This window comes from [Mycobacterium] stephanolepidis (assembly GCF_002356335.1).
Classification (GTDB): Bacteria; Actinomycetota; Actinomycetes; order Mycobacteriales; family Mycobacteriaceae; genus Mycobacterium; species Mycobacterium stephanolepidis.
On the sequence record NZ_AP018165.1, the window covers coordinates 1,725,786 to 1,746,453 of the forward strand.

23 protein-coding genes, 1 tRNA gene and 1 pseudogene are annotated in these 20,668 nt (G+C 61.8%); 16 read left to right on the top strand and 9 right to left on the bottom strand.

The genetic code is table 11. The annotated features are described in order from the left end of the window. Positions 1-67: 67 nt before the first annotated feature. From MSTE_RS08590 to MSTE_RS08605, 4 genes are all read left to right on the top strand, one after another. On the top strand, positions 68-730 hold the full coding sequence (locus MSTE_RS08590) for a response regulator transcription factor (protein WP_162291602.1): 663 nt from the start codon (positions 68-70) through the stop codon (positions 728-730). Then, complete coding sequence (locus MSTE_RS08595; RefSeq protein WP_096500463.1) at positions 727-1,743, top strand: HAMP domain-containing sensor histidine kinase; 1,017 nt, start codon at positions 727-729, stop codon at positions 1,741-1,743. The genes MSTE_RS08590 and MSTE_RS08595 overlap by 4 nt, the downstream gene beginning before the upstream one ends. Beyond that, complete coding sequence (locus tag MSTE_RS08600; RefSeq protein WP_096500465.1) at positions 1,740-3,302, top strand: DUF4153 domain-containing protein; 1,563 nt, start codon at positions 1,740-1,742, stop codon at positions 3,300-3,302. Before MSTE_RS08595 ends, MSTE_RS08600 begins: the two co-directional genes overlap by 4 nt. A gap of 50 nt (positions 3,303-3,352) precedes the next feature. Further along, positions 3,353-3,426: transfer RNA gene (locus MSTE_RS08605), tRNA-Ile, on the top strand. A gap of 400 nt (positions 3,427-3,826) precedes the next feature. On the opposite strand, the gene MSTE_RS08610 is transcribed toward MSTE_RS08605, so the two are convergent. The 3 genes from MSTE_RS08610 to MSTE_RS08620 form a co-directional block, all read right to left on the bottom strand. Next, positions 3,827-4,033, bottom strand: coding sequence for a hypothetical protein (locus tag MSTE_RS08610; RefSeq protein ID WP_096500467.1), 207 nt, complete (start codon positions 4,031-4,033; stop codon positions 3,827-3,829). A 64-nt stretch (positions 4,034-4,097) separates the two neighbouring features. Then, positions 4,098-4,283 carry a DUF3263 domain-containing protein gene (locus MSTE_RS08615; protein WP_231897027.1) on the bottom strand — a complete coding sequence of 62 codons (186 nt, stop codon included), beginning with the start codon at positions 4,281-4,283 and terminating at the stop codon, positions 4,098-4,100. 80 nt (positions 4,284-4,363) lie between these two features. Next, complete coding sequence (locus MSTE_RS08620) at positions 4,364-4,630, bottom strand: hypothetical protein (RefSeq protein WP_231897028.1); 267 nt, start codon at positions 4,628-4,630, stop codon at positions 4,364-4,366. Positions 4,631-4,702: 72 nt separating this feature from the next. Between MSTE_RS08620 and MSTE_RS08625 the strand changes: the two genes are divergently transcribed. Both MSTE_RS08625 and MSTE_RS08630 read left to right on the top strand, forming a co-directional pair. Beyond that, positions 4,703-5,620, top strand: a complete 918-nt coding sequence (locus tag MSTE_RS08625) for a hypothetical protein (RefSeq protein WP_157997660.1) — start codon at positions 4,703-4,705, stop codon at positions 5,618-5,620. A 416-nt stretch (positions 5,621-6,036) separates the two neighbouring features. Beyond that, positions 6,037-7,214, top strand: a protein-coding gene (locus MSTE_RS08630; protein WP_408645809.1) for an IS3 family transposase whose coding sequence is annotated in 2 segments (ribosomal slippage) — positions 6,037-6,303 and positions 6,306-7,214 — 1,176 coding nt in all. Because the reading frame shifts where the segments join, the coding sequence is not laid out codon by codon here. Here MSTE_RS08630 and MSTE_RS08635 read toward each other — a convergent pair. After that, a complete protein-coding gene (locus tag MSTE_RS08635; protein WP_096500473.1) occupies positions 7,211-7,597 on the bottom strand; it encodes a hypothetical protein in 387 nt (128 codons plus the stop codon). The two genes, MSTE_RS08630 and MSTE_RS08635, sit on opposite strands and share 4 nt — an antisense overlap. 253 nt (positions 7,598-7,850) lie before the next feature. On the opposite strand from MSTE_RS08635, the gene MSTE_RS08640 reads away from it, so the two are divergent. Then, positions 7,851-8,153 carry a hypothetical protein gene (locus MSTE_RS08640; protein ID WP_096500475.1) on the top strand — a complete coding sequence of 101 codons (303 nt, stop codon included), beginning with the start codon at positions 7,851-7,853 and terminating at the stop codon, positions 8,151-8,153. A gap of 45 nt (positions 8,154-8,198) precedes the next feature. Here MSTE_RS08640 and MSTE_RS08645 read toward each other — a convergent pair whose 3' ends face one another. From MSTE_RS08645 to MSTE_RS08655, 3 genes are all read right to left on the bottom strand, one after another. Further along, the gene (locus tag MSTE_RS08645; RefSeq protein ID WP_096500477.1) at positions 8,199-9,221 is read right to left on the bottom strand and encodes an HIT family protein; all 1,023 of its coding nucleotides are present in this window, start codon (positions 9,219-9,221) and stop codon (positions 8,199-8,201) included. Further along, complete coding sequence (locus MSTE_RS08650; RefSeq protein ID WP_096500479.1) at positions 9,221-9,706, bottom strand: TIR domain-containing protein; 486 nt, start codon at positions 9,704-9,706, stop codon at positions 9,221-9,223. The genes MSTE_RS08645 and MSTE_RS08650 overlap by 1 nt, the downstream gene beginning before the upstream one ends. A 156-nt stretch (positions 9,707-9,862) precedes the next feature. Next, complete coding sequence (locus MSTE_RS08655; RefSeq protein ID WP_096505625.1) at positions 9,863-10,687, bottom strand: DUF732 domain-containing protein; 825 nt, start codon at positions 10,685-10,687, stop codon at positions 9,863-9,865. A gap of 236 nt (positions 10,688-10,923) precedes the next feature. Here MSTE_RS08655 and MSTE_RS08660 point away from each other — a divergent pair, with 236 nt between their 5' ends. Genes MSTE_RS08660 through MSTE_RS08690 form a run of 7 tightly spaced genes read left to right on the top strand, consistent with a single transcriptional unit; the run spans position 10,924 to position 15,980 of the window. Then, positions 10,924-11,319 carry a hypothetical protein gene (locus tag MSTE_RS08660; RefSeq protein WP_096500481.1) on the top strand — a complete coding sequence of 132 codons (396 nt, stop codon included), beginning with the start codon at positions 10,924-10,926 and terminating at the stop codon, positions 11,317-11,319. Next, complete coding sequence (locus MSTE_RS08665; protein ID WP_096500483.1) at positions 11,319-11,912, top strand: DUF3558 family protein; 594 nt, start codon at positions 11,319-11,321, stop codon at positions 11,910-11,912. Before MSTE_RS08660 ends, MSTE_RS08665 begins: the two co-directional genes overlap by 1 nt. Positions 11,913-11,926: 14 nt before the next feature. Continuing rightward, on the top strand, positions 11,927-13,138 hold the full coding sequence (locus tag MSTE_RS08670) for a hypothetical protein (protein ID WP_096505627.1): 1,212 nt from the start codon (positions 11,927-11,929) through the stop codon (positions 13,136-13,138). Positions 13,139-13,169: 31 nt separating this feature from the next. Further along, complete coding sequence (locus tag MSTE_RS08675) at positions 13,170-13,487, top strand: WXG100 family type VII secretion target (protein ID WP_096500485.1); 318 nt, start codon at positions 13,170-13,172, stop codon at positions 13,485-13,487. 3 nt (positions 13,488-13,490) lie between these two features. Beyond that, positions 13,491-14,852 carry a C40 family peptidase gene (locus MSTE_RS08680; RefSeq protein ID WP_096500487.1) on the top strand — a complete coding sequence of 454 codons (1,362 nt, stop codon included), beginning with the start codon at positions 13,491-13,493 and terminating at the stop codon, positions 14,850-14,852. Then, complete coding sequence (locus MSTE_RS08685; protein WP_162291603.1) at positions 14,852-15,484, top strand: sensor domain-containing protein; 633 nt, start codon at positions 14,852-14,854, stop codon at positions 15,482-15,484. Before MSTE_RS08680 ends, MSTE_RS08685 begins: the two co-directional genes overlap by 1 nt. A gap of 19 nt (positions 15,485-15,503) precedes the next feature. Further along, on the top strand, positions 15,504-15,980 hold the full coding sequence (locus MSTE_RS08690; protein ID WP_096500489.1) for a hypothetical protein: 477 nt from the start codon (positions 15,504-15,506) through the stop codon (positions 15,978-15,980). A 154-nt stretch (positions 15,981-16,134) separates the two neighbouring features. Here the strand turns inward: MSTE_RS08690 and MSTE_RS08695 are convergent, their stop codons facing one another. Then, on the bottom strand, positions 16,135-16,950 hold the full coding sequence (locus tag MSTE_RS08695; RefSeq protein ID WP_096500491.1) for an RsiV family protein: 816 nt from the start codon (positions 16,948-16,950) through the stop codon (positions 16,135-16,137). A 174-nt stretch (positions 16,951-17,124) separates the two neighbouring features. On the opposite strand from MSTE_RS08695, the gene MSTE_RS08700 reads away from it, so the two are divergent. Beyond that, positions 17,125-19,485: an arylsulfatase gene (locus tag MSTE_RS08700; protein ID WP_096500493.1), complete on the top strand. Its 2,361-nt coding sequence runs from the start codon at positions 17,125-17,127 to the stop codon at positions 19,483-19,485. A 17-nt stretch (positions 19,486-19,502) separates the two neighbouring features. On the opposite strand, the gene MSTE_RS08705 is transcribed toward MSTE_RS08700, so the two are convergent. Then, complete coding sequence (locus tag MSTE_RS08705; protein WP_096500495.1) at positions 19,503-19,772, bottom strand: hypothetical protein; 270 nt, start codon at positions 19,770-19,772, stop codon at positions 19,503-19,505. A gap of 124 nt (positions 19,773-19,896) precedes the next feature. Here MSTE_RS08705 and MSTE_RS08710 point away from each other — a divergent pair. Then, positions 19,897-20,667: pseudogene (locus MSTE_RS08710) on the top strand (S1/P1 nuclease). Position 20,668: the final 1 nt, after the last annotated feature.

Here is a 20,668-nt window from a genome sequence, read left to right on the forward strand (position 1 = left end):
ACAAAGGGTTCCAGCGATCACCACAGCGATCAAATACGCTGGTCATGTGCCAATCCAGCGACGAATCTTGGTAGTCGACGACGAGCCCACCATCTGTGCGTCCATTTCCGCGCGGCTTCGCGCCGAGGGGTATGCCGTCGACACCGAGGACAACGGACTCGATGCGGTGCGGCATTGCCGCGAAAACCCGCCGGATCTGATGGTGCTGGATGTCATGCTGCCCGGGCTCGACGGTCTGGAGGTCTGCCGTCAGGTGCAGGCGCACGCGCCGATTCCGGTACTGATGCTCACCGCGCGCGGCACCGAGACCGACATGCTGGTGGGGCTGGGGGTGGGTGCCGACGACTATCTGCCCAAGCCGTTCAGCATGCGGGTGCTGGTGGCGCGGGTGGCCGCACTGTTGCGCCGTACCGAACGGGTGGCGGCACCGAGCACCGATGTGCGGATAGGGCAGGTGCGCATCGATGTCTCCGCGCGCCGCGTGTATCACCGCGACGACGAGGTGCACCTGACCCGCACCGAGTTCGATCTGCTGGCCTATCTGGCCGATAACCCGCGGGTGGCGATCAGTCGTGAGCGCCTGCTCGATCAGGTGTGGGGCTGGAGCGAGGGGCTGCCGTCGGGGCAGCGCACCGTCGACAGTCACATCAAGGCGTTGCGTCGCAAGCTCGGTCAAGAGCTGATCCGCACCGTGCACGGCATCGGATACGCGTTGGAGGTACCGCGATGAGCCAACTGTTGGAACTGCTGCCGCGACCGCTGGATCCGTTGCGCTCCTTCAAGTTCAAGACGGCGGTGCTGGTGGGGGTGGCGCTGCTGATTGCCACCTGCCTGCTGTGGATCACGGCCGAATGGAAGCTGCGGTACGCGCTGACGCTGGCCTTGTTTGTGTCCTTCGGGGTGACGTGGTTCCTGGCGCACGGCATGACCTCGCCACTGCGGGATATGACGGCGGCAGCGCGTTCAATGGCGCAGGGTGACTACTCACGCCGGATTCGGTCAACCTCTCGAGATGAAGTGGGCCAGCTGGCAACGGCTTTCAATCACATGGCCGCCGAGCTGCAGTCCGCCGAGAAGTATCGGCGTGAGTTGGTCGGCAATGTTTCGCACGAGCTGCGCACACCGATCACGGCGCTGCAGGCTGTGTTGGAGAACATCGTCGACGGGGTGGCCGAACCGGACCCGGCGACACTGAAAACCGCACTGGCGCAGACTGAACGGTTGGGCTGGCTCGTGGACGACCTACTTGACCTGTCCAAACTCGAGAACGGATCGGTTCCGGTGCAACGCGAACCGTTCGGGGTGCGCGAGTTCGTCGATGGCGCGGTGGCCGAAGCCAAGACGACCGGACGTCAGGTGCGCTATCACGTGACGGTCGAGCCGTTCGACCTGCAGGCCGTCGCCGACACCGCGCGGCTGCATCAGGTGGTGGCCAACCTGCTGGACAACGCGTCGCGGCACAGCCCGCCCGGGGGACAGGTGTCAGTCTTCGCCCGCACCGAGAACGACGCGCTGCTGCTGGAGGTCGCCGACACCGGGCCCGGTATCGCGCCGCACGAAAGATCACGAGTGTTCGAACGATTCACCCACGGGGGATCACGCGACGGTGGCACAGGTTTAGGGCTGGCCATCGCGCAATGGGCTGTCGATCTGCATGGCGGCCGCATCGAAATCGTGGACGCACCCGGTTGCAGGGTCCGTGTCACGTTGCCGCAGTTTGAATCCGAGGAGGGGAATTCATGACCACAGGTTCGATAGTGCCGCCGACGTACCCGTATCCGATTCCGGGGGCTGCGGTTCCGGGTGCGCCCGCGGGGCCGCCCGTGCCCCGCCCGCCGGTGCCGATCTTCGGGCCGCCGACGCGGTTCCTGACGGCCTGGCCGCGCGATATCCGCTCGAAGATGACGCAGGGCGTGCTACTCAGCGGTATCGGCGCGGGCCTAGTCGCGGCGCTGTGCTGGCGGTCCTCGCTTCCGGGCCTGGGCTGGACGCTGACGGCATTCGCGGTGGCCCTTGCCGCCTTCGCCACGCAGAAAGTGCAGTGGACGCCCACGCGTATCGGTGCGCTGGTGCTCGCGCTGTGCCTGGCGGTGGTGCCGACCGTGCGGGATGCGGGATGGCTTGTGGCGCTGTGTGTCCTGACGTCGGGAGCGCTTTTCATTTATGCGCTAGCTCCGGCGCGGACGTGGACGGGACTGATTTATGGGCAGTTCGTGATGCTGAGGGCACCGTTCCGGGTGGCGGGCTGGATGCGGCGCGGCACCCGCACCATGTCGCGGGGTCGCAAGATCAACCCGGACCGGGCGGCCATCGTCGTGCTGATCACGCTCGGCCTGGTGGCGGCGTTCGGGGCGCTGCTGGCCGACGCCGATGCGCGGTTCAAGGCGTTGATCAGCGGGGTCTTGCCGTTCGTGTCCTTCGGTGATGTGGTCGGGCGGGTTGTCGTCGGTGTGCTGGTCGGCGGATTCGCTTTGGGTGCCATCTACGTGCTGTCCAAGCCGCCGAGCTTTGACCGGCTGGCGCTGACGGAGCCCAAGAAGCTGCCGCGCTGGGAGTGGAGCCTGCCGCTGGCAGCGCTGAATCTGCTGTTCATCGCCTTTGTGGGCGTGCAGATTTCGGTGTTGTTCGGGGGAGATGAGCATGTGCAGGTCACTGAGGGGTTGACCTACGCAGAGTATGCGCGGCAGGGCTTTTGGCAGCTGCTGTTTGTCACCATCCTGGTGATGGGCGTGATCGCGGTGGCGATCCGTTTCGCGGGACGCGAGGATGCCCGCGACCGGCTGTTCCTGCGGGTGCTGATCGGCGGGCTGTGCCTGACCACGCTGGTGATCGTGGCCTCGGCCATTCACCGGATGTCGTTGTACGAGAACGCCTACGGGTTTAGCGTGGAGCGGCTGCTGGTGCGCTGGATCGAGCTGGGTATGGCCATCGTGTTGGTGCTGATCCTGGTGGCGGGGATTCGGATGAGTGCGCGGTGGCTGCCCACCGCGGTGGTGGCGGTCGGCGCATTTGGAATGCTGGTGTTGGCGATCTTCAATCCGGAAAGCTATGTGGCGCAGCGCAACGTTGAGTTCTTCGAGCAGACCGGCAAGATCGATCAGTGGTACATGGGGAGCTTGTCGTCAGATGCGTTCGCCGCGACGAAGGCACTGCCCGAAGACGTACGGGACTGTGTGCAGGGCAAAATTGCCTATCACTTGCGGGAGACTGCGCCCTGGTACGAGTACAACGTGAGCCGGGTGAAGCTGAGGTCTGCTGAGGTCAAGGCGGCGTCGTGCAACGTGGACTACGACGGTAGGTGACCTGGCTTCCAGGGGCTTGACGGGGGATCGGCTAGAGTCGTGACCTGCTAGGGGCGGTAGCTCAGTTGGTTAGAGCCGTGGACTCATAATCCATTGGTCGCGGGTTCGAGCCCCGCCCGCCCTACGTCAACAGGGGTTTTACCCCGCCTCGCCGGGCCGATTTGTACTCTATTCGTCCGAATTGCCCGGCGAGGAAACCACACGTTCCAGCATGTCAGCAACGCCGTGGTGAACACGGTTGCGTACCTGGTAATTGTCCTGTGTCACCAAGCTCCTCGCGCCCCTTGCGCCACTGCTTACCCATGTTATTCGGGTCGCGCAGCGTGCCGTTTGTTGACGCGAAGATCGTCGCCTGCTGCCCGACGTTGGGCCGTTCCTGGCGCGCTTGTAGGCATTGGACTGCGAATCGAGGTAGTGGGACCGTACGCAGGCCCGACTCGCCTTTCGCTTCGTGGGCGATGCGTTGCAACCCGCGCCCTCTGGCGCGCACAACCTTGCCGGTGATATCCATCCCGCGGGCGTTCTCATCGAAATCGGGCCACTGCCCAGGCCAGCAACTCGCTTCGTCGAACCTCGGTAGCAATGAACAGTGTGAATGGGTCAACGAGGTCAAGCTCTTGGCAGTATTCGTTGGCTTGCAGCTTGTCGAGTAGCTTGCCGAGCTGATCAGCGGGCAGCGCTTGCGCGCCTTTCGGCCTTGACTTGCGGCGCCGTGAAGACACTTGCTCCATGGGCGTACCTGGGCAACGGGCCTCGCTATGCCCGTTTCGGGAAGTATGCGCGGCCTGAGTGACGTTATCGCTTGGGATTCTGCGCAATTCGTCGATTCTCACGAATTCGTAGCAGCCGGTTGACCGTTAGTGGGTCGATTGCCAGCGCCTCCGATGTATCGATAGCAGCGCTGAGGAGCTGGTAATAGCGGGTAGGGGATAGGTCGAACCGTTCGCGGATTGCTTCAACTTTTGCCCCGGTAGTTTCCACCAGATGCGTTCCAGATCAAGAGCTTCAACGATGTTCATGCACTTCCCAGATCTTCGACCCTATCGGCCAGCCAGACACGCTCACTCGCCGTGAGGTTCTGTCGCCGGCACCCTGACGGTGTGAACATCGGTCCACAGTTCCTCGGCTAGCTCGTAGTCGTCATTCGTCCACTGCAGCCTACGCAGCAGGTTGGGCAGCGGGATCAATCGCTGCGCCGCGATCACGTCAGCTAGACGTTCTTCGTGTGCGCGGTAGACCACCGGCGCGAGCCCACGGGCACCGCCCCGAGCACGATCGCCCGCAAGCCGCGCAGGGGATACGAGACCGTCGCTTGCATCTTGGATCACCACACACAGCAGGAGGCGGGTGGCGTAGGGATTCCGAGCTGAGGTAGCGGGGGAGGGCGTTAGTCTTCATGGGTGGCGAATAATCGAGTGTTTATCAGCTGGTCAAAGGATAGATCGAGGCAGATTGCACTGATCTGGAAATCGCTTATCGAAGACACCTTCGACGCGGTCGACGCGTTCGTGTCTGATAGGGACATCAGTCCCGGCGAGCGGGGCTTGACCACGATCAAGGAGCAGCTCGACGGCACGAGCGTGGGCATTCCCATTGTTACGCGCGACAACGAAAAGGAACCGTGGATCAATTTTGAGTCAGGTGCGCTATCCAAGGGGGTGCCGAACGCCCCCGTGAGGGTCATGCCGTGTTTGGTTGACTTTAATAACCCGTCTGAGCTGACCTCCCCCTTGACACAATTTCAGGCCAAGCTCCTTAACAAGGAGGGTGTATCTGCCATCCTCGCCACGATCGCTGAAGCCAATTCGATTGATTGGCAACGTAAACAAGCTGGCTTTGAGGCACGGTGGCCGGAGTTTGAAGCACTATTCGACGCACACCGGGCGCCCCTAGAACCTGTGACAGAGCAGGGGCCTGTTCGACGGACTGATTCGGATATGCTTTCTGAGATTGTGAACAACACTCGTGAGCTGCGGAAGGCGTTGATTGGTGTATCGCATTCGCATGAGGAACCCTCACGGGCAGAGACGGCCGTAGGACTACTCGAATTACTGCAAGCCGAGATCGACCGTGGTGAAGACTATGGCAGCCTGAACGCCGAGGCCGTCATGACTCCAAAGGGTGATTTCCGAATTGTGGTCCACCATGGCGCGGAAGAGCACCGGGAGCAACTTCTGCGGATGTCGGATGTCTTCCGCGCGCGCATCATTGTAGCCGCGCCACTGACTCCGAAGAAGAATGCTAAGCCCACGGGAGGGGACATCGGCAGCGGCAAGATGGGTGGCCTTGGCCCCCATAAATTAGGGCGGGATACCTGACAGCTCATCGCCGGATGACGCTAGCCCGCCCCCAAAAGTCTGTCACGGTCGCAGGTTTGAGTGTTCCATGCGGGGCATGTTATACCGGCTGCGGTGGCAGAGGCGCAGCATGGGCTCGTGAGCTGAATCGACGCTTGAGTCTTACTGCTAGCGTGATAAACGGGGCGGTGTACCCAAATCGGTAAGTCCAATGGGTGTTTACGTTTAGGGCGCCAACTGCTCGTTCCCATGCGATGTTTAGAAATCCAACCTCGCTACTCGCAAGGTCTGGATTTGCGGTTCTGATCCTCTCGGCGTACTCGATTACATAGGCTGCGGTGGGCTGATAGATGACTCGCAGGAGATCGGGTCTGGTGCACGGATAGGTGACAACTGAGATGGCTTGCCCTGTGGGGTGGGCCTGGAAGGATGTCGCTGTGCCGAAGCCGTTTCCTGCAGAGTTCCGTGCCGATGTGGTGCGAATTGCCCGTGATCGCGATGCTGGTGTGACGTTGGAGCAGGTCGCTGCTGATTTCGGTATTCACCCGATGACGCTGTCGAAATGGATACGCCAATCCGATGTCGATGAGGGGGTTCGCCCTGGTGTGACCGCCACTGAGTCCGCCGAGAACCGCGAACTCAAGAAGCGAGTCCGGTTGCTGGAGCAGGAAAATGAGGTGTTGCGGCGGGCGGCGGCCTATTTGTCGCAGGCCAACCTCAAGCTGGGTCAGTCCCCAAAATGATGTACCCGCTCGTTCGTGAGCTGGCCGCCGACGGTGTTCCCGTCACGGTGACGTGCCGGGTCCTCAAAATCGCTCGTCAGCCATTTTATCGCTGGTGTGCTGGCCCGGTCACTGGAACTGAGTGGGTGCAAGCGTCAGTGACGAACGCGGTCTATGACGCCCACCGTGATGACCCCGAGTTCGGCTACCGATTCCTCGCTGATGAAGTCCGGGCCGCGGGAATCGCTGTGTCTGACCGGACGGTGTGGAAACGCTGCCGCGAGAACCGCTGGTGGTCGGCATTCGGCAAGAAACGCAGCCGTGTCGGCAAGAAACCAGGCCCACCTGTTCACAACGATCTGGTATGCCGCAATTTCACCGCAACCACCCCAAACATGTTGTGGTTGACCGATATCACCGAACACCGGACCAGCGAAGGCAAGCTCTATCTGTGCGCGATCAAGGACGTGTTCTCCAACCGCATCGTCGGCTATTCCATCAGTAACCGCATGAAAGCTGCCCTAGCGGTGACCGCGCTCAACAATGCGGTGGCCCGCCGTGGCGATGTGAGTGGGTGCATCGTCCACAGCGACCGGGGCAGCCAATTTCGGTCCCGAAAATTCGTGCATACCCTCAACCGGCACAACATGATTGGCTCCATGGGCCGGATTGGCGCCGCCGGTGATAACGCCGCGATGGAGTCCTTCTTTTCCCTGCTGCAAAAGAACGTCCTGAATCGGCGCCGATGGAACACCCGCGACGAACTACGGACAGCGATCGTGACCTGGATCGAACGCACCTACCACCGCCGCCGACGCCAACCCGCCCTCGGCAAGTTGACCCCCATCGAATACGAGACCATCATGACCACACCGGCCAATCAGGCCGCCTAAAGACTGTCACCTATCCGTGCAGCAGACCCCAGTACCGCAAGGATGAGAACGTCAGTCGGCCTGAATTCGACGTGGTCGCGGATCGACCAGAGGCTCGCGGTAGTTGCGACGAGCAGCACGACGCCCCATGCCGCCCACACGGACATTCGAGTGGCTGCCGGAAAGCTCAAGTAGTACGCGAATTTCATACTGTGATACTTAAGCTCGGCTTCGATTTGTTCACGCCCGTAGGCGCTATCAGGCAACTTATCTAGCAGCTCGGCGTGCCTTTTCACTTTCTCCTCAAGGGCTGGCATTCGACCGAAGGTCTTGTACATCGCGTAGATGGCGGCGGGGAGGCCCACAAGCGCCAGGCCGATCTGAACAGCTTGGACATTCGGCATTGGTCGAGCGTAAACGCTCGCCGCCAGGCCCAGGTCACATCACCGGGCTAATTCTTGCGCGCCCAGGCGGCGCGCTCTCAAAACCGAGCGCCTGGTGCGCACAGGAGGTTTCAGCATGTCCGGCCTCCCGCCCAAGCGCGACGATCAGCGCTGACGTTCCAATAAGCCCGCATCGTATGGCGAGGCCGAGGTCGAGGTTGTCGGAGAGGCCAGCGCACCGCCGCTTGAGTTGGGTATCCCTGATGTCGATGAGATGGTGCTCGATCTGTGGGAGTCCCTGCGCGAGTCCGCGGGATCAGCTGGGACAGCCGCGGGCGGTATGCGCGCAGGCGACCCCCTACTGGCTGCCGGCGTTGTCGCCCTGGCTCGTGTTGCCGCGGTCTCGGTCACGTTGTCATCGCCGTACGAGACCTTGGCGACGTTGACATTCGCGAATTCCAGCAAGCGGAACCCGAGGGGCCGTGCGAACGACTCCCGAGGTTCGGTGACCTGGTCGTGTTGGGGAGGCGTTTTCGCTATTCGTTGGGCGTGTCGCGTGAGTGCGCCGGTGCTGTGAGTGACCGCATCTCGCGTTCTATCTGGGGTTTTGCCGCATCTCCTCTCACCCCGGCGGCAACGCTGGTTGAACGGGCGTAGGTGACGGCGACGACACGGGCACGGTACTAACCACGATTGTGGTCGTCGCAGGTCCGTGCGGCAGAGACGCGTCTTTGTCCGCAGTGAACGCTGCCGTGAAGGCCACTCCGATGCCAAGTAGAAGCATCGCGCTGTAGAAGGGCGCAATCGACCACGACATCCATACCTCCCGTGAGGGGAAGTACTTGTCGCGCAGCGCTTTCCATTTCGCTGCGGCTGGTGCATCGCCGCATTGCGGCTCGTAAGCATCCTCCGGGTTAAGCGTGAATCGCGGAACCATGCGTTGAGACCGGCTCACCGTGGTGTACAGAGCGCGGTATGCCTTCTCGCTGCGGAGGTAATTGGCGTCGATGTACGCGAACATGGCAATCAGAAACATCCCCAGCAAGGCGAGCAGCCACGCGTGCTGGGTGAGTGCGAACCCGAAAACAGCGGTTACAACGGGCAGCAGCCAGCCCTTCGCGGATGCTGAGGCTGTTGACTGCCGAGTCACCACAGCTTGGATGTAGTCGAGGTGCTTGCGTCGGTCTTCGGGCGATACCTCCGGCTCGACGGGTTTGAGGGAGGACACCGCCGATTTCATCCGCTTGAGTGCATCGTTTTTGCGGTCCTCTGAATAGTCCGTCTCTTGCGGCCAGATATGCCCTATGGCATCCCCTTCGTTTCTGGGGACAAGGTGGATGTGCAGGTGTGAAACCGTCTGTGTGGCGGCCGCTCCATTGGACTGGATGACGTTGAGCCCTTGGGGGCTGACCGCCGCGCGAACCGCCTCAGCGAGTCGTAGAACCGCTGCGGAGAGTTGCGCGGCCTCATCGGTGCGCAAGCTCCAGATATCCGGAACGTGGCGGCGGGGTATGACCAGCGTGTGGCCCAGCACCGCGGGTTCGGTCGGAAAGAAGGCGATGACGTTCTCGTCGCGGTATATCTCCCGCACCTCAGGATCGCTGCGGTCGACGATTTCGCAAAACTGGCATTCCGCTGTTGGCACTACGTGCGCGCCCTCGCTTGATCCACCCAACTAGGCAAGTTGGCAACGAGATTGGCGTATGTGGCTTTTGTGTCAATTCGGCCCAGATAGTCGCGCATGGTGGGGTCGAAGACAGGTACACCCGTGACGCCAGTGACTGCGTCGAACGGGCTAGCCCCCTTGATGTCGCTGAGTCCCATAGATGACAGTCCGTGGATGTGAACGCCGACAAGGGGTTTCTTGCTGCTCCACGCCTTCTCGATCTCGTACTTGACCCAGCTGCGGCTCGCGGTCTCCTGCCCAATAAGGACGACCACAGCTCGCTTGTACGCCATCTGCTTGTCGATCCAATCGACTACCGCTTGCTGACTGCTGCCCCGGACGGTTTCCCACTCCTGCGATCCGAGGGCCGGGCTTCCGTCTATCGCGCCGACATTCCGCACCAACTGGACGCGGTGAACGTCGCGGCCGTAGTGGAACGAATAGAAGACCGTCCGTGTAGCCATCGTCAGTTCCTCTCGGGATGCACCACTGCGAGCCGCCCGTTGAGAGTACCGGGCGACTGCGCCAGGTACCTGCAAATATCTGCACAACCTGCCTGGAATGAGTCGTTTCACAGCCCGTATTCGGCCCAGTCAATTGGTGCCCGACGGTTCTCAACGTCAACGAGCCGGACAGTTCGGATATGTGGTCATGACGGTATTGACGAAGCCTTCGGCATCGGCCATGGGCGCGTTCTTCTGTGTGGCATACATCTCCGCCGCCTGTGCGGGAGTTCGACCGCCTTCTCCCAGCAAAATGCAGGTGTAGCGGGCGTCATTGATGGTGGTGTCGGTGTTCATGATCTTCCAGCCTTGCGACACCAGCCGCTGCATGAATTCCTGGTCGTAGTCTTGCGCTGTCTTGGCGACTACAGGTGCTGCCGACGGCCTGGCCTTGGGGCAGTAGTGGTCGAGCGCCGAGGTGACGATAATCCGCGCTTTGTCGTATGGGTATGCGGTGCGCTTGTCAGAGATCGTCAGAGCGAGGTCCACGATCTGCATACTTGGGTATTTTTCTGCGGTGGTGCAGGTTTCGTGACCGATTTGCATTAGCGAAGCTCGGTTTACCTCAGACACCGGTAGCCCTTGGCTGTAGATGTCCGCCAAATATTTCTCGTCGACTGCGGAAAGCTTGGCTGGAGTAGGACTTGGGCGTGTAGTCGCTGGCGCTGGGGTTGTGGAGGCGCCTAGTGGGGTTGAAGGTGCAGCGACGAGTTCTGCCGCAGAGTGCGTTTCGGGTCTATCGTTTCGAAAGTAGACGTATGCGCCGCCGCCAGCGAGCGCTGCGATGGCGGCAGTCGCGATGAATACGGTGCCGCTAATCAACCAGTTTCGGCTGCCAGGGTTGTCGTACGGTTCGGGCTCGTCAATGTCATCTGAATCTGACCAGGCCGTGGGTCCCGCCCCAACGACCCCGGTTTCCGCCCGGGCTGCACTTGCGGCCATCGTCGGCTCTTGCCCCACCTCGTCGTCAGCTTCCACGGATCGTCGAGCCTCCCATTAACCCCTCTGGTGACCAGCGGATTCTACGCCGGGCCAAGATCACTCACTGCCATTTCGTTGCCCGGGTCCAGTGCCCTACCCCGGTTGATGATTTTCTTGAAGATTGATGGAACCGAATCGGCTTTTGGGCCGTCGTAAATAGATGAATGCCAGTTGTGAGATGAAACGCGAGGTCAGTAGTGAGCGTTCGGAACTATCAGTTCGACATGACAGGGATGAGTCCTGAGGAGCGTGAGCGCGCAGCCACGGGTGCACAGGGGATCTTGCACATGGAGGACGGCGCTGGCAAGACGATGGCGCAGAAGCTCCTGTTTGTGCGCGACCTGCTCAACGATGCGCTATCGAAAGCACGAGACCTCGATCGTGCCGAAGGGTTCGGAGCATTACCGTCTGGCGACTACGTCAGCGGCTACTACAAGAAGCAGGCGGTCGAGGCCCGCACCAAGATCACGGCTGACCGGGACGCAGTGCAGAAACAGATCGACCACTTCTTGGGGATGGAGCTGCTGTACAAGAACCAGGATGACTACAACGCAGGGAACTTCGGCGCCTATCAAGCGAGCGTCGTCTACTGATGAATCGCTCTACGCTTGTGCCAACCGTGGCCGGAATGATCGCGCTCGCCGTTGCGGGCTGCACTGGATCGACCAGGGGTATAGCGAAGACCGAGCCGTCTTCCAGTTCCTCATCTGCGTCGGCGACGGTTACCAACACCTTGCTGGAGCCGCATCCAGCCCCGACAGACAACAACAACGGGACGAGCTTCGATCCGTGCCTCGCGTACTCAGCAGATGAGCTGAAATCCTGGGGCGTCATGCCGGGGTCGGTGAAAGATCTCGGTATCGGCGACACCATTCAGCGGGGCTGTAGGTGGTCTGGTGATGGCTGGGAGCTCCAGCAGCTCGTTATCGATCGGCCGGTGGACGACTACCTCAACCAGCAGCTGTTTGCGGGTTCTGAAGCGGTGATGATCGAAGGGCTCAAAGCGGTCAAGTGGCGAGACGAAGCTGACCCGCAGCGGGTGTGTCACGTTGAGCTGCCTGCGGAGAGGTCGGCTGTCGGAGTGCTTGTCGGCGTCAACAGCCCGCAGGCGATGAAGGCCATTCCCGACGCTTGCGATAAGGCATTGAGCATCGCGGCTGATGTAGCGAAGAAATTACCCAAGTAAGGGAAGTGAATTCGGTGGTTGATGACGGATGGCCTAGCAGGTCGCACACTGACATCGTGGGCAAGCTTGGAGAGTTGAAGGCCGACAACGCGTTCACTCTGGCCAACGCATGGAGCGATGTGTACACCAAGCTCTCTGACGCGGCTAACTCCTACGGGAATGCCAAATCCAAACTGGCAGAGCCGGATTTTTGGACTGGTAAAGGCCCGGAGGCTGCGCTCGATGAGATGACCACCAAGGAACGCGAACTCACATCGGAGAGTGGGACGTCCGCCAAAGCGGGCAAGATGAGTACAGCCTTGTTCCAGGACGGAGAGGTGCTCTCGCAGTCTTCGCGGGTCGCGCAGGCGTATCCAGTGCCGCCTGATGACACCGATGCTGATTCCAAAAAGAGGCTGCTGGAGGCGGTTAGAGCTGAGGCACAGCGGCTTTACACCTCGCCGTTGGAGGCTGACCGGCCCAAGTTCACGGAAGACTCGAGTACCACTGCCGGTGGCCCAATGCCTGCTGGGCCTGGTGGCAATAACGGCGGCGGTGGTGGTTCTGGTTCGGGCGGTTCCGGCAGCGGTACTCAAACCCCGCCGTCATCCTCGGACGGCTTGGCCAGCAAGGACACCAAACCGCAACTTGCCGGTGGTGAGGGTCAGCAGGCTGGCGCAGGTCAAGGACAGGGTGGCCAGGGCAGTGGTTCCGGTGGCGGCACTCCGGGTGGTGGTCAGGGCGCGGGTTCTGGTGGTGCTGGTTCTGGTTTGGGTTCTGGCTCAGGTAGTTCTGGCCTGCCGATCGGTAGCACGACTGCGGCTGGGTTTTCGCCGTCGTCGACGGGTACGGGTGTCGGTGGGTCGGGTTCGGGTGTGGGCGGGCCTGGCGGGCTGAGCGCGCTGCGCGGTGGGGCGGGCTTGCCGGGCGGTGCCGCCGGCGGGAACGGCCCTGGTATCAACCCGGCGGCGATGGGTGCGGCCGGTGTGCGTGGCGGCGGGCCCATGGGGATGATGGGCGCTCCTGGTGCGCATGGCCGCGGTGGCAAGGGCGAAGACGATGGCGAGAAGCCGACGCCGCAGATTCTGATCAACTACGACAACACGGACGAATTCCTGGGTGACCTTCCCCCTGCCTCACCTGGTGTTATCGGTGACTGGTCCGAGCAGGAGAAAGCCGAAAAGGCCGCGCGGGAGCGGGAAGTGCGCCGCTACAAGGCTCTTGGCTGGGACGTGAAGTTCGAGTGACCACGGTCGGTATGCCGGAAGGGGTACGGCGATGAGTGAGGCCTTCAATGTGAGGCCCGAAGATCTTCACCGGCACGGTGAGTCGATTCTTGACGCGGTGAAGATCTCCCGCGACGAGCATGCGGGCCAGCACGATCAGATCGAGGAGGCCTCTTCGGGTTGGATCGGTGAATCGGCCTCTGCCCTCATGGATCTACACAAGGCGTGGGTTGACCAGCGTGCGACGCTGCATCACCAACTTAACCAAGTTGGTATCGGCATGCAGGAAGACGCCAAGACGTTCGCGGCCATGGAGGAGCGGAACCGTGGCTCGATCGGTAAGGCGAATCCCGCGGATGGGGGAGCTTAGGTCATGGTGACCCCCGCTGATATCGAGAAGTGGAATCCGGACAAGCTGCTTGCTGTGATCGGGACCGCCGAGAGTGCTCACAAATCTCTGGAGAAACTTGGCGAGAATTACGACGGCACCAAACGGAGTTTGAATGACTGGGGTGGTTTGACGGCTGAGGCGTGGAAGGCCCAACACGGGAAGCTGCGTACCGATATCACTGAGCAGGGTCGGCAGGCTAAGGCTGTCGCTGACGCCATGAAGCCGCTCTATGACGAGGTTCTGGCCGTTAAGCGCGAGTACGAAGACATCAAGGGGACTGTCGAGCGAAACGCGTCATTCGACGGCTCGGGTGCCACCGTCCATTGGAAACTCAACCCGAATGGCACCATCAACACGGGTGGGGCGTCCCTGGATTACCAGTCCGCGATGGTCAAACAGGACCTCGAGCAACGTATGCAGAGGATTCTCGTTAAGGCGACGGCTGTCGATTCGGATATCGTAAATGCGTTGCATGCCATTACCTCCGGCGGTGTGCCAACCATCGGCGGCCAGGCGCCAGCAGACAAACCAAAGGACGAGCCCAAGCCCGCGCCGCAAGACCCATCGGTGTTGGCGTCTGGGCCCGTGGGTGGGCCGGATGGAAACCCGCCGTATCCCAATGGGGCCACGCCGACCATGATCCCCGGCAAGACAATTCCGATGGCCGATAACCCGCCTGGGTGGGATCAGAACATGGCTCCCGGACCGCAACGCGATCAGGCCTGGAAGGACTATCTGTCGGGTAAGAATCCGGACGGCAGCCAACGTGCACCCGGAACGCCGCCGCTGGCGTTGCCTAAGCCGGAGGCTGTGAGTGACAAGGGGTTACGTGTCATTGGTGCGGCCGGACGTCAGCAAGGCGTTTCGTATGCCTGGGGTGGCAACAAGTCTGTGGGCGGGCCAACTCAAGGGACGCTTGCGGGGGACCCGCCCGACGGCGGCGCGCACCGGTATCACGATGACCAGCGCACAGGGTTCGACTGCGGCGGGCTCGTGCGCTATTCGACTCAACAGGGCGCTGGATACGATGTGTTCCAGCGGGCGGACGGTCTCGATTCTGGTGCGGGCACGGACCGGATCGACAAGAGTCAGCACCTGACGCCGGTATCCGGCGGCGCCAGAATTCCATCCGGGAAGATCTCGAGTATTGCGCAGCCGGGCGACATTCTTGTCTTCGAGACTCCGGGCAGTGGCCATGAAGCATTTAGCGGGAACAACACTCAGCACACCGGTATATATGTCGGTAATGGGTACATGATCAACGCGCCTGAATCAGGAAAGCCTGTCAGGTTGGACAACGCGGATGAGGATAGCCGTATGACAGACGTATTGAGGCTCAAGTGATCAGGGTATTGCTTGTCGGACTGCTGATGGTGTTGGTGGGTTGCACGCAAGCACCCACTGCGACAACGGAACCTCCCGCGCTGCCGGACAGTAGCACCCTGACTCTGAGTGTTGCGGACGTGCGCGAGATAACGCCGCCAGCACTCGAATCAGAACCCGAATTCGACCTGCATAAGCCATACACCGACCCGCAGCCTGATCTCGACATGTCTGTCGCGTGCCAAAAACTGTTCAACCAGGACCAGAAGTTCGGTGAGGGCTGGACGAACTTCCGCACCCTCACATATTCCGGGCCGAGCAACATCGGAATCAAGCAGAGCATCGCTGTGTACCCAGACCGCAACGCAGCCCAATCGGTATTCGGCGGAATCCAGGACAACCTGTCGGCTTGCCAGAAAAGCTATCCCGTCGCGCGTTACGGCGCTCCGTACACGCTGAGCAAGCTGGCAGGCGACGACAAGACCGTCATGGTCCAGTACGCCGACACCGTCAACGGACCGGGCAGTGTCGAGCTGTATCGATTGGACGAGCAAGTGATCATCGATATCAGCGCTGCGCACTTTTCCACCGACCCGCATGTGGCTGAAACCGTCCTGCAACGGATTCGAGAGAAACTGCGTTCTCGCGCGTGACCGCCAAAAGGTATGCCCAGTGACGAAGCCGCAGCCCCAACTAGATCCGTCGCGGCTGGAGCTGGCCGCGGGCTTGTACGACATGGCGGCCTGGCAGCTCGACGCATTCCTCGATGACGCTGCTGGCTACAGTATTTCGCCACAGGACGCCGCGAGCCTTCAGGCGCTGGTTGACCTGATGCGGTGGCAAGCCGAGGGGTACCGGCGCTGTGCGGTGAAGATGCGCGCCGAAGACGAGATGGTCGACGCCTACTTCGCAGGTGACGTGGTGGTGCCTAACACGGCGGCAGCTTTCGAGGCATCGATCACCCGTCCCGACCATCCGCCCTTCCCGAAGCGGTCCGAAGCCATCGATTATCAGCTGCTGCGGCCCGTGCGAGAACAACTCGAAGAGGCCCACACAGTGCTCTCTCGTGGCTCCAGGCCAGTGATGGCCTATGCAGCTAAACAGGCTGCGGCGCTTTACTCTTGGTGTCATCCGACGTTGCTTGTATGACGATCGAAAACCTGCACGGAGCGAGCACGGGAAACGGCATCTCGGAACCCTGATATGCCCACGTCACACCAGGTGCGTAGCGTAGCTCGCAAGGCCCTTGATGAGTTGGGACGCTCCAAGAGCATGCGCTGTACTGAGCGCACGCCGTCAAGCGCTACGCGATCATTGGATCGATCGCCGACCGCGGCACCAGCACCTGCAACGCCCCGTATGAGTCGGGCAAAATCGCGCCCTGGTCGAAGAAGAACATCACCCCTTCGTTGAGCACCGCGAAATTCTGGTAGTTCGATGGGTTGTACAGCGAAGCTGGTGAGAACGGCAACGGCGGCGGGGGAGGTGGTGGCGTCGTGGTAGTTGTCGACGTGGTGGTGGTCGGCTGTCCCGAGGTGGTCGTCGGCGTGGGAGTCGCGACCGGCGGCGGGGCCAGCTGCTGCTGCAGCTGAGCTTGGACGATCGGTGCCACGGTCTTCAGTGGATCGTCCACCCGCCACAATGGCGCACTGTCTTTATCGTCCTGCGCGACTGTGTAGAGAATCGGCTTGCGATAGCTCTGGTCCCAGTTGTACGCCTTGTACGTCGTCTGCGCGCTGCCGGTGTTTTGGTACACCTTGAACACCACGGTCTGCGTCCCGCGCGGCGGAATCGCCGACGTGTATGCCGTCGGCTTGATGCTCAACTGATAGGGGGTGCTGCGGGCGGTACTGGACTTGGCCGTGTTGAGGAACGCGTCGCGCGTCTTGGCGACATATTCGGCGATCGGCTTCTGTTCCGGGTAGTTCAGCGGAATGGTGATGTCGACGCTGTATCCGGTATCGGAGAGGCGGATCTCACACGTTGTGCCGGTGTTATTGCCCTTCAGGTCGGCGCAGTAATCGTGCGGCGCCGCCACCGCCACGCCAGCAGAACCGAAGATGGTAGCAGCCGTGGCCAGCAAGGACGCGCTCACAGAGCGCATGGATAAGAAGGGCACGTCTGCACTCTAACTTCGCAAGGTGAACCAAGTGCCCGGACCGCAGAACTGAGCCACCGAACTGACCTGCACCTTCGAAGCTCCTGATAATCGAATGGAAGCCCTCTCAGCAGGCCCGTTACCTCGCTACGATCACACCGTTCTTGGATCTTGAACCCCTACGAGGGAGCAGCCATGGCGGGATCACCAGACTCTGGATTCAACGGCAAAATCGCGCTGGACATAAGGGATTCCGAGCCCGACTGGACTCCGTACGCCGCGCCCACCGCACCCGAGGGTGCACCCAATGTTCTCTATCTCGTCTGGGACGACACCGGCATCGCCACCTGGGACTGCTTCGGCGGCCTGGTCGAGATGCCTGCCATGAGCCGCATCGCGGAGCGCGGCGTGCGGCTCTCGCAGTTCCACACCACCGCACTGTGCTCACCCACGCGCGCATCGCTGCTCACCGGGCGTAACTCCACCACTGTCGGCATGGCCACCATCGAGGAGTTCACCGACGGCTTCCCGAACTGCAGCGGCCGCATACCGTTCGACACCGCGCTGCTCTCCGAGGTGCTCGCCGAAAAGGGCTGGAACACCTACTGCGTCGGCAAGTGGCACCTGACTCCGCTCGAAGAGTCGAATCTCGCCGCCACCAAACGGCATTGGCCACTCAGTCGAGGATTCGAGCGGTTCTACGGATTCATGGGCGGCGAGACCGACCAGTGGTACCCGGACCTGGTCTACGACAACCACCCCGTCCAGCCGCCCGCCACCCCGGAAGATGGCTACCACCTGTCCAAGGACATCGCCGACAAGACCATCGAATTCATTCGCGACGCCAAGGTGATCGCCCCCGACAAGCCGTGGTTCTCCTACGTGTGCCCCGGCGCCGGCCACGCCCCGCACCACGTCTTCAAGGAATGGGCAGACAAGTACGCCGGCAAATTCGACATGGGCTACGAGCTGTACCGCGAGATCGTGCTGGAGAACCAGAAGAAGCTCGGCATCGTCCCGTCGGATACCGAATTATCGCCCGTCAACCCGTATCTCGACGTCAAGGGACCCAACGGCGAACCTTGGCCGCTGCAAGACACCGTGCGCCCCTGGGACTCGCTCAACGACGAGGAGAAGCGGCTCTTCTCCCGCATGGCCGAGGTCTTCGCCGGATTCCTGAGCTACACCGACGACCAGATAGGCCGCGTCCTGGACTACCTCGAAGAATCCGGCCAGCTCGACAACACCATCATCGTGGTGATCTCCGATAACGGTGCCAGCGGCGAGGGTGGCCCCAACGGCTCGGTCAACGAGGTCAAGTTCTTCAACGGCTACATCGACACCGTAGAGGAGAGCCTGCGCTTCTACGACAAACTCGGCGGCACCGAAACCTACAACCACTACCCAATCGGGTGGGCGATGGCATTCAACACCCCCTACAAGCTGTACAAGCGCTACGCCTCCCATGAGGGCGGCATTGCCGACACCGCAATCATCAGCTGGCCTAAGGGAATCGCCGCACACGGTGAAGTCCGCGACACCTACGTGAACGTCAGCGATATCACTCCGACCATCTACGACCTGCTGGGCATCACCCCGCCCGACACCGTGAAGGGCATCGCCCAGAAACCACTCGACGGCATCAGTTTCACAGCGGCACTAAAGGATTCAAACGCGGACACCGGCAAGGACACGCAGTTCTACACGATGCTCGGCACTCGCGGCATTTGGCACAAGGGCTGGTTCGCGAACACCGTGCACGCCGCCACCCCGTCGGGATGGTCGAACTTCGACAAGGACCGCTGGGAGCTGTTCCACATCGAATCCGATCGCAGCCAATGCCGCGACCTTGCGGACACCCACCCGGAGAAACTCGAAGAGCTCAAACAACTCTGGTTCGACGAGGCCGCCAAGTACAACGGCCTGCCGCTGGCCGACCTGAACATCCTGGAAACCCTGACCCGGTGGCGGCCCTACCTGGTGGGGGAGCGCAAGTCCTTCATCTACTACCCGAATACCGCCGACCTGGGCATCGGCGCCGCCGTCGATATTCGCGGACAGTCCTTTTCGATCCTCGCCGAGGTTACCGCGGACTCCGGAGCCGAGGGCGTCATCTTTAAACAGGGCGGCGCCCACGGCGGGCATGTCCTCTTCATCCAGGACGGGAAGCTGCACTACATCTACAACTTCATGGGGGAGAAGGAGCAGAAGGTCTCCTCCACCGCTGCGGTGCCGTTGGGCGCGCACGTGCTCGGTGCTCGTTTCGCCAAGACCGGCACCGTCGCGGGCAGCCACACCCCGCTCGGGGACGTGACGCTCTTCATCGACGAGCAAGCCGTCGGATCGCTGAGTGCCGTCGAAATCCACCCGGGCACCTTCGGTCTCGCCGGTGCCAGCCTGTCCATCGGGCGCAACAGCGGCTCGGCGGTGTCCTCGGATTACAAGGCGCCGTACGCCTTCACCGGGGGAACCATCGCGCAGGTGGTCGTCGACATCTCCGGGGAGCCGTACGAAAACCTGGAGAAGAAACTCGCGATCGCCTTCGCGAAGGACTGAAGCCAAGGACTAAGGGATTAGGCGGGCCAGTCGGTGAGCTGTTCCCACTCACCGAAGGGCGGCTTCTTCGCGGCCTCGATCACGATCTGCGGGGTCACCGCCGAGCAGGGGTGGTACTCGTCGATCGCGAAGCCGCCTTGGCGGTCCTCGGGTGCGGTGCCATCCCAGATGTAGATCGGGCCGGGCTCCGCGGCGGCGGCCTCGGTGACTTCCTGACCGCACTCGGCGACAGGCTCGTCACGACCAACACCGGTGTGCTTGCCATCGATACGCCGCCAGATGCTCACGAATCGGATGCTACGCGCTGACGTGCGCTCTGGGCAGCCACAACTTGACGAAGCGGTGAACTCACAGAACGAGTAGGTGTCTACTTGCGCCATCGCGGCCACACTGTGTCACCGTGGACTGGTGATGAAAAAGTTTGGCGCGTTGGTGGTTGCCGCCGCGCTGCTGCTCGTGACCGCACCGCTGGCTTCCGCGTGGGGTCCGCAGGGGCACAGCATCGTGGGCGCGGTCGCCGATGCGCAGCTCACGCCCGCCGCCCGCGCCGAGGTTTCGCGCCTGCTGGCCGGACAAGCCACCCCGACGCTCGCGGGCGTGGCCAACTGGGCCGACCAGGTGCGCCCCAGCTGACCGAACACCGCACCCTGGCACTACGCCGATATCGCCGAGAACAACTGCCAATACGTGCCCGCGATCAATGGCGACAACGGCAACAACGTCATCGAAGCCATTCGCAACCAGACTGCGATCCTGGGCGACACCTCCAAAACGGATGCTGAACGCCAAGAGGCGCTGAAGTTCGTGGTGCATTTCGTCGGCGACATCCACCAGCCGATGCACGACGCCTACGCCCGCGACCGCGGCGGCAACGACATCCCGCTCACCTACAACGGCCGCTCCACCAACCTGCATTCGGTGTGGGACAGCGGATTACTGAACACCCGCGGCCTCAACGACGCTCAGTACACCCAGGTGATCCAGGCCCTGCCCGCGCCCGATCTCGGCAGTACCGATCCCGTCGACTGGGCGCAGGACACCTGCCACATCGCCGTGGGCGTGTACCCGAACACCTCGACCATCGGCACCGACTACACCAACCAGTACCGGCCGATCGCCGAGGCGCAGCTGCGTCTGGCCGGTGATCGCCTGGCGCGCTTGATCAACGAGACGCTCAGTTAGA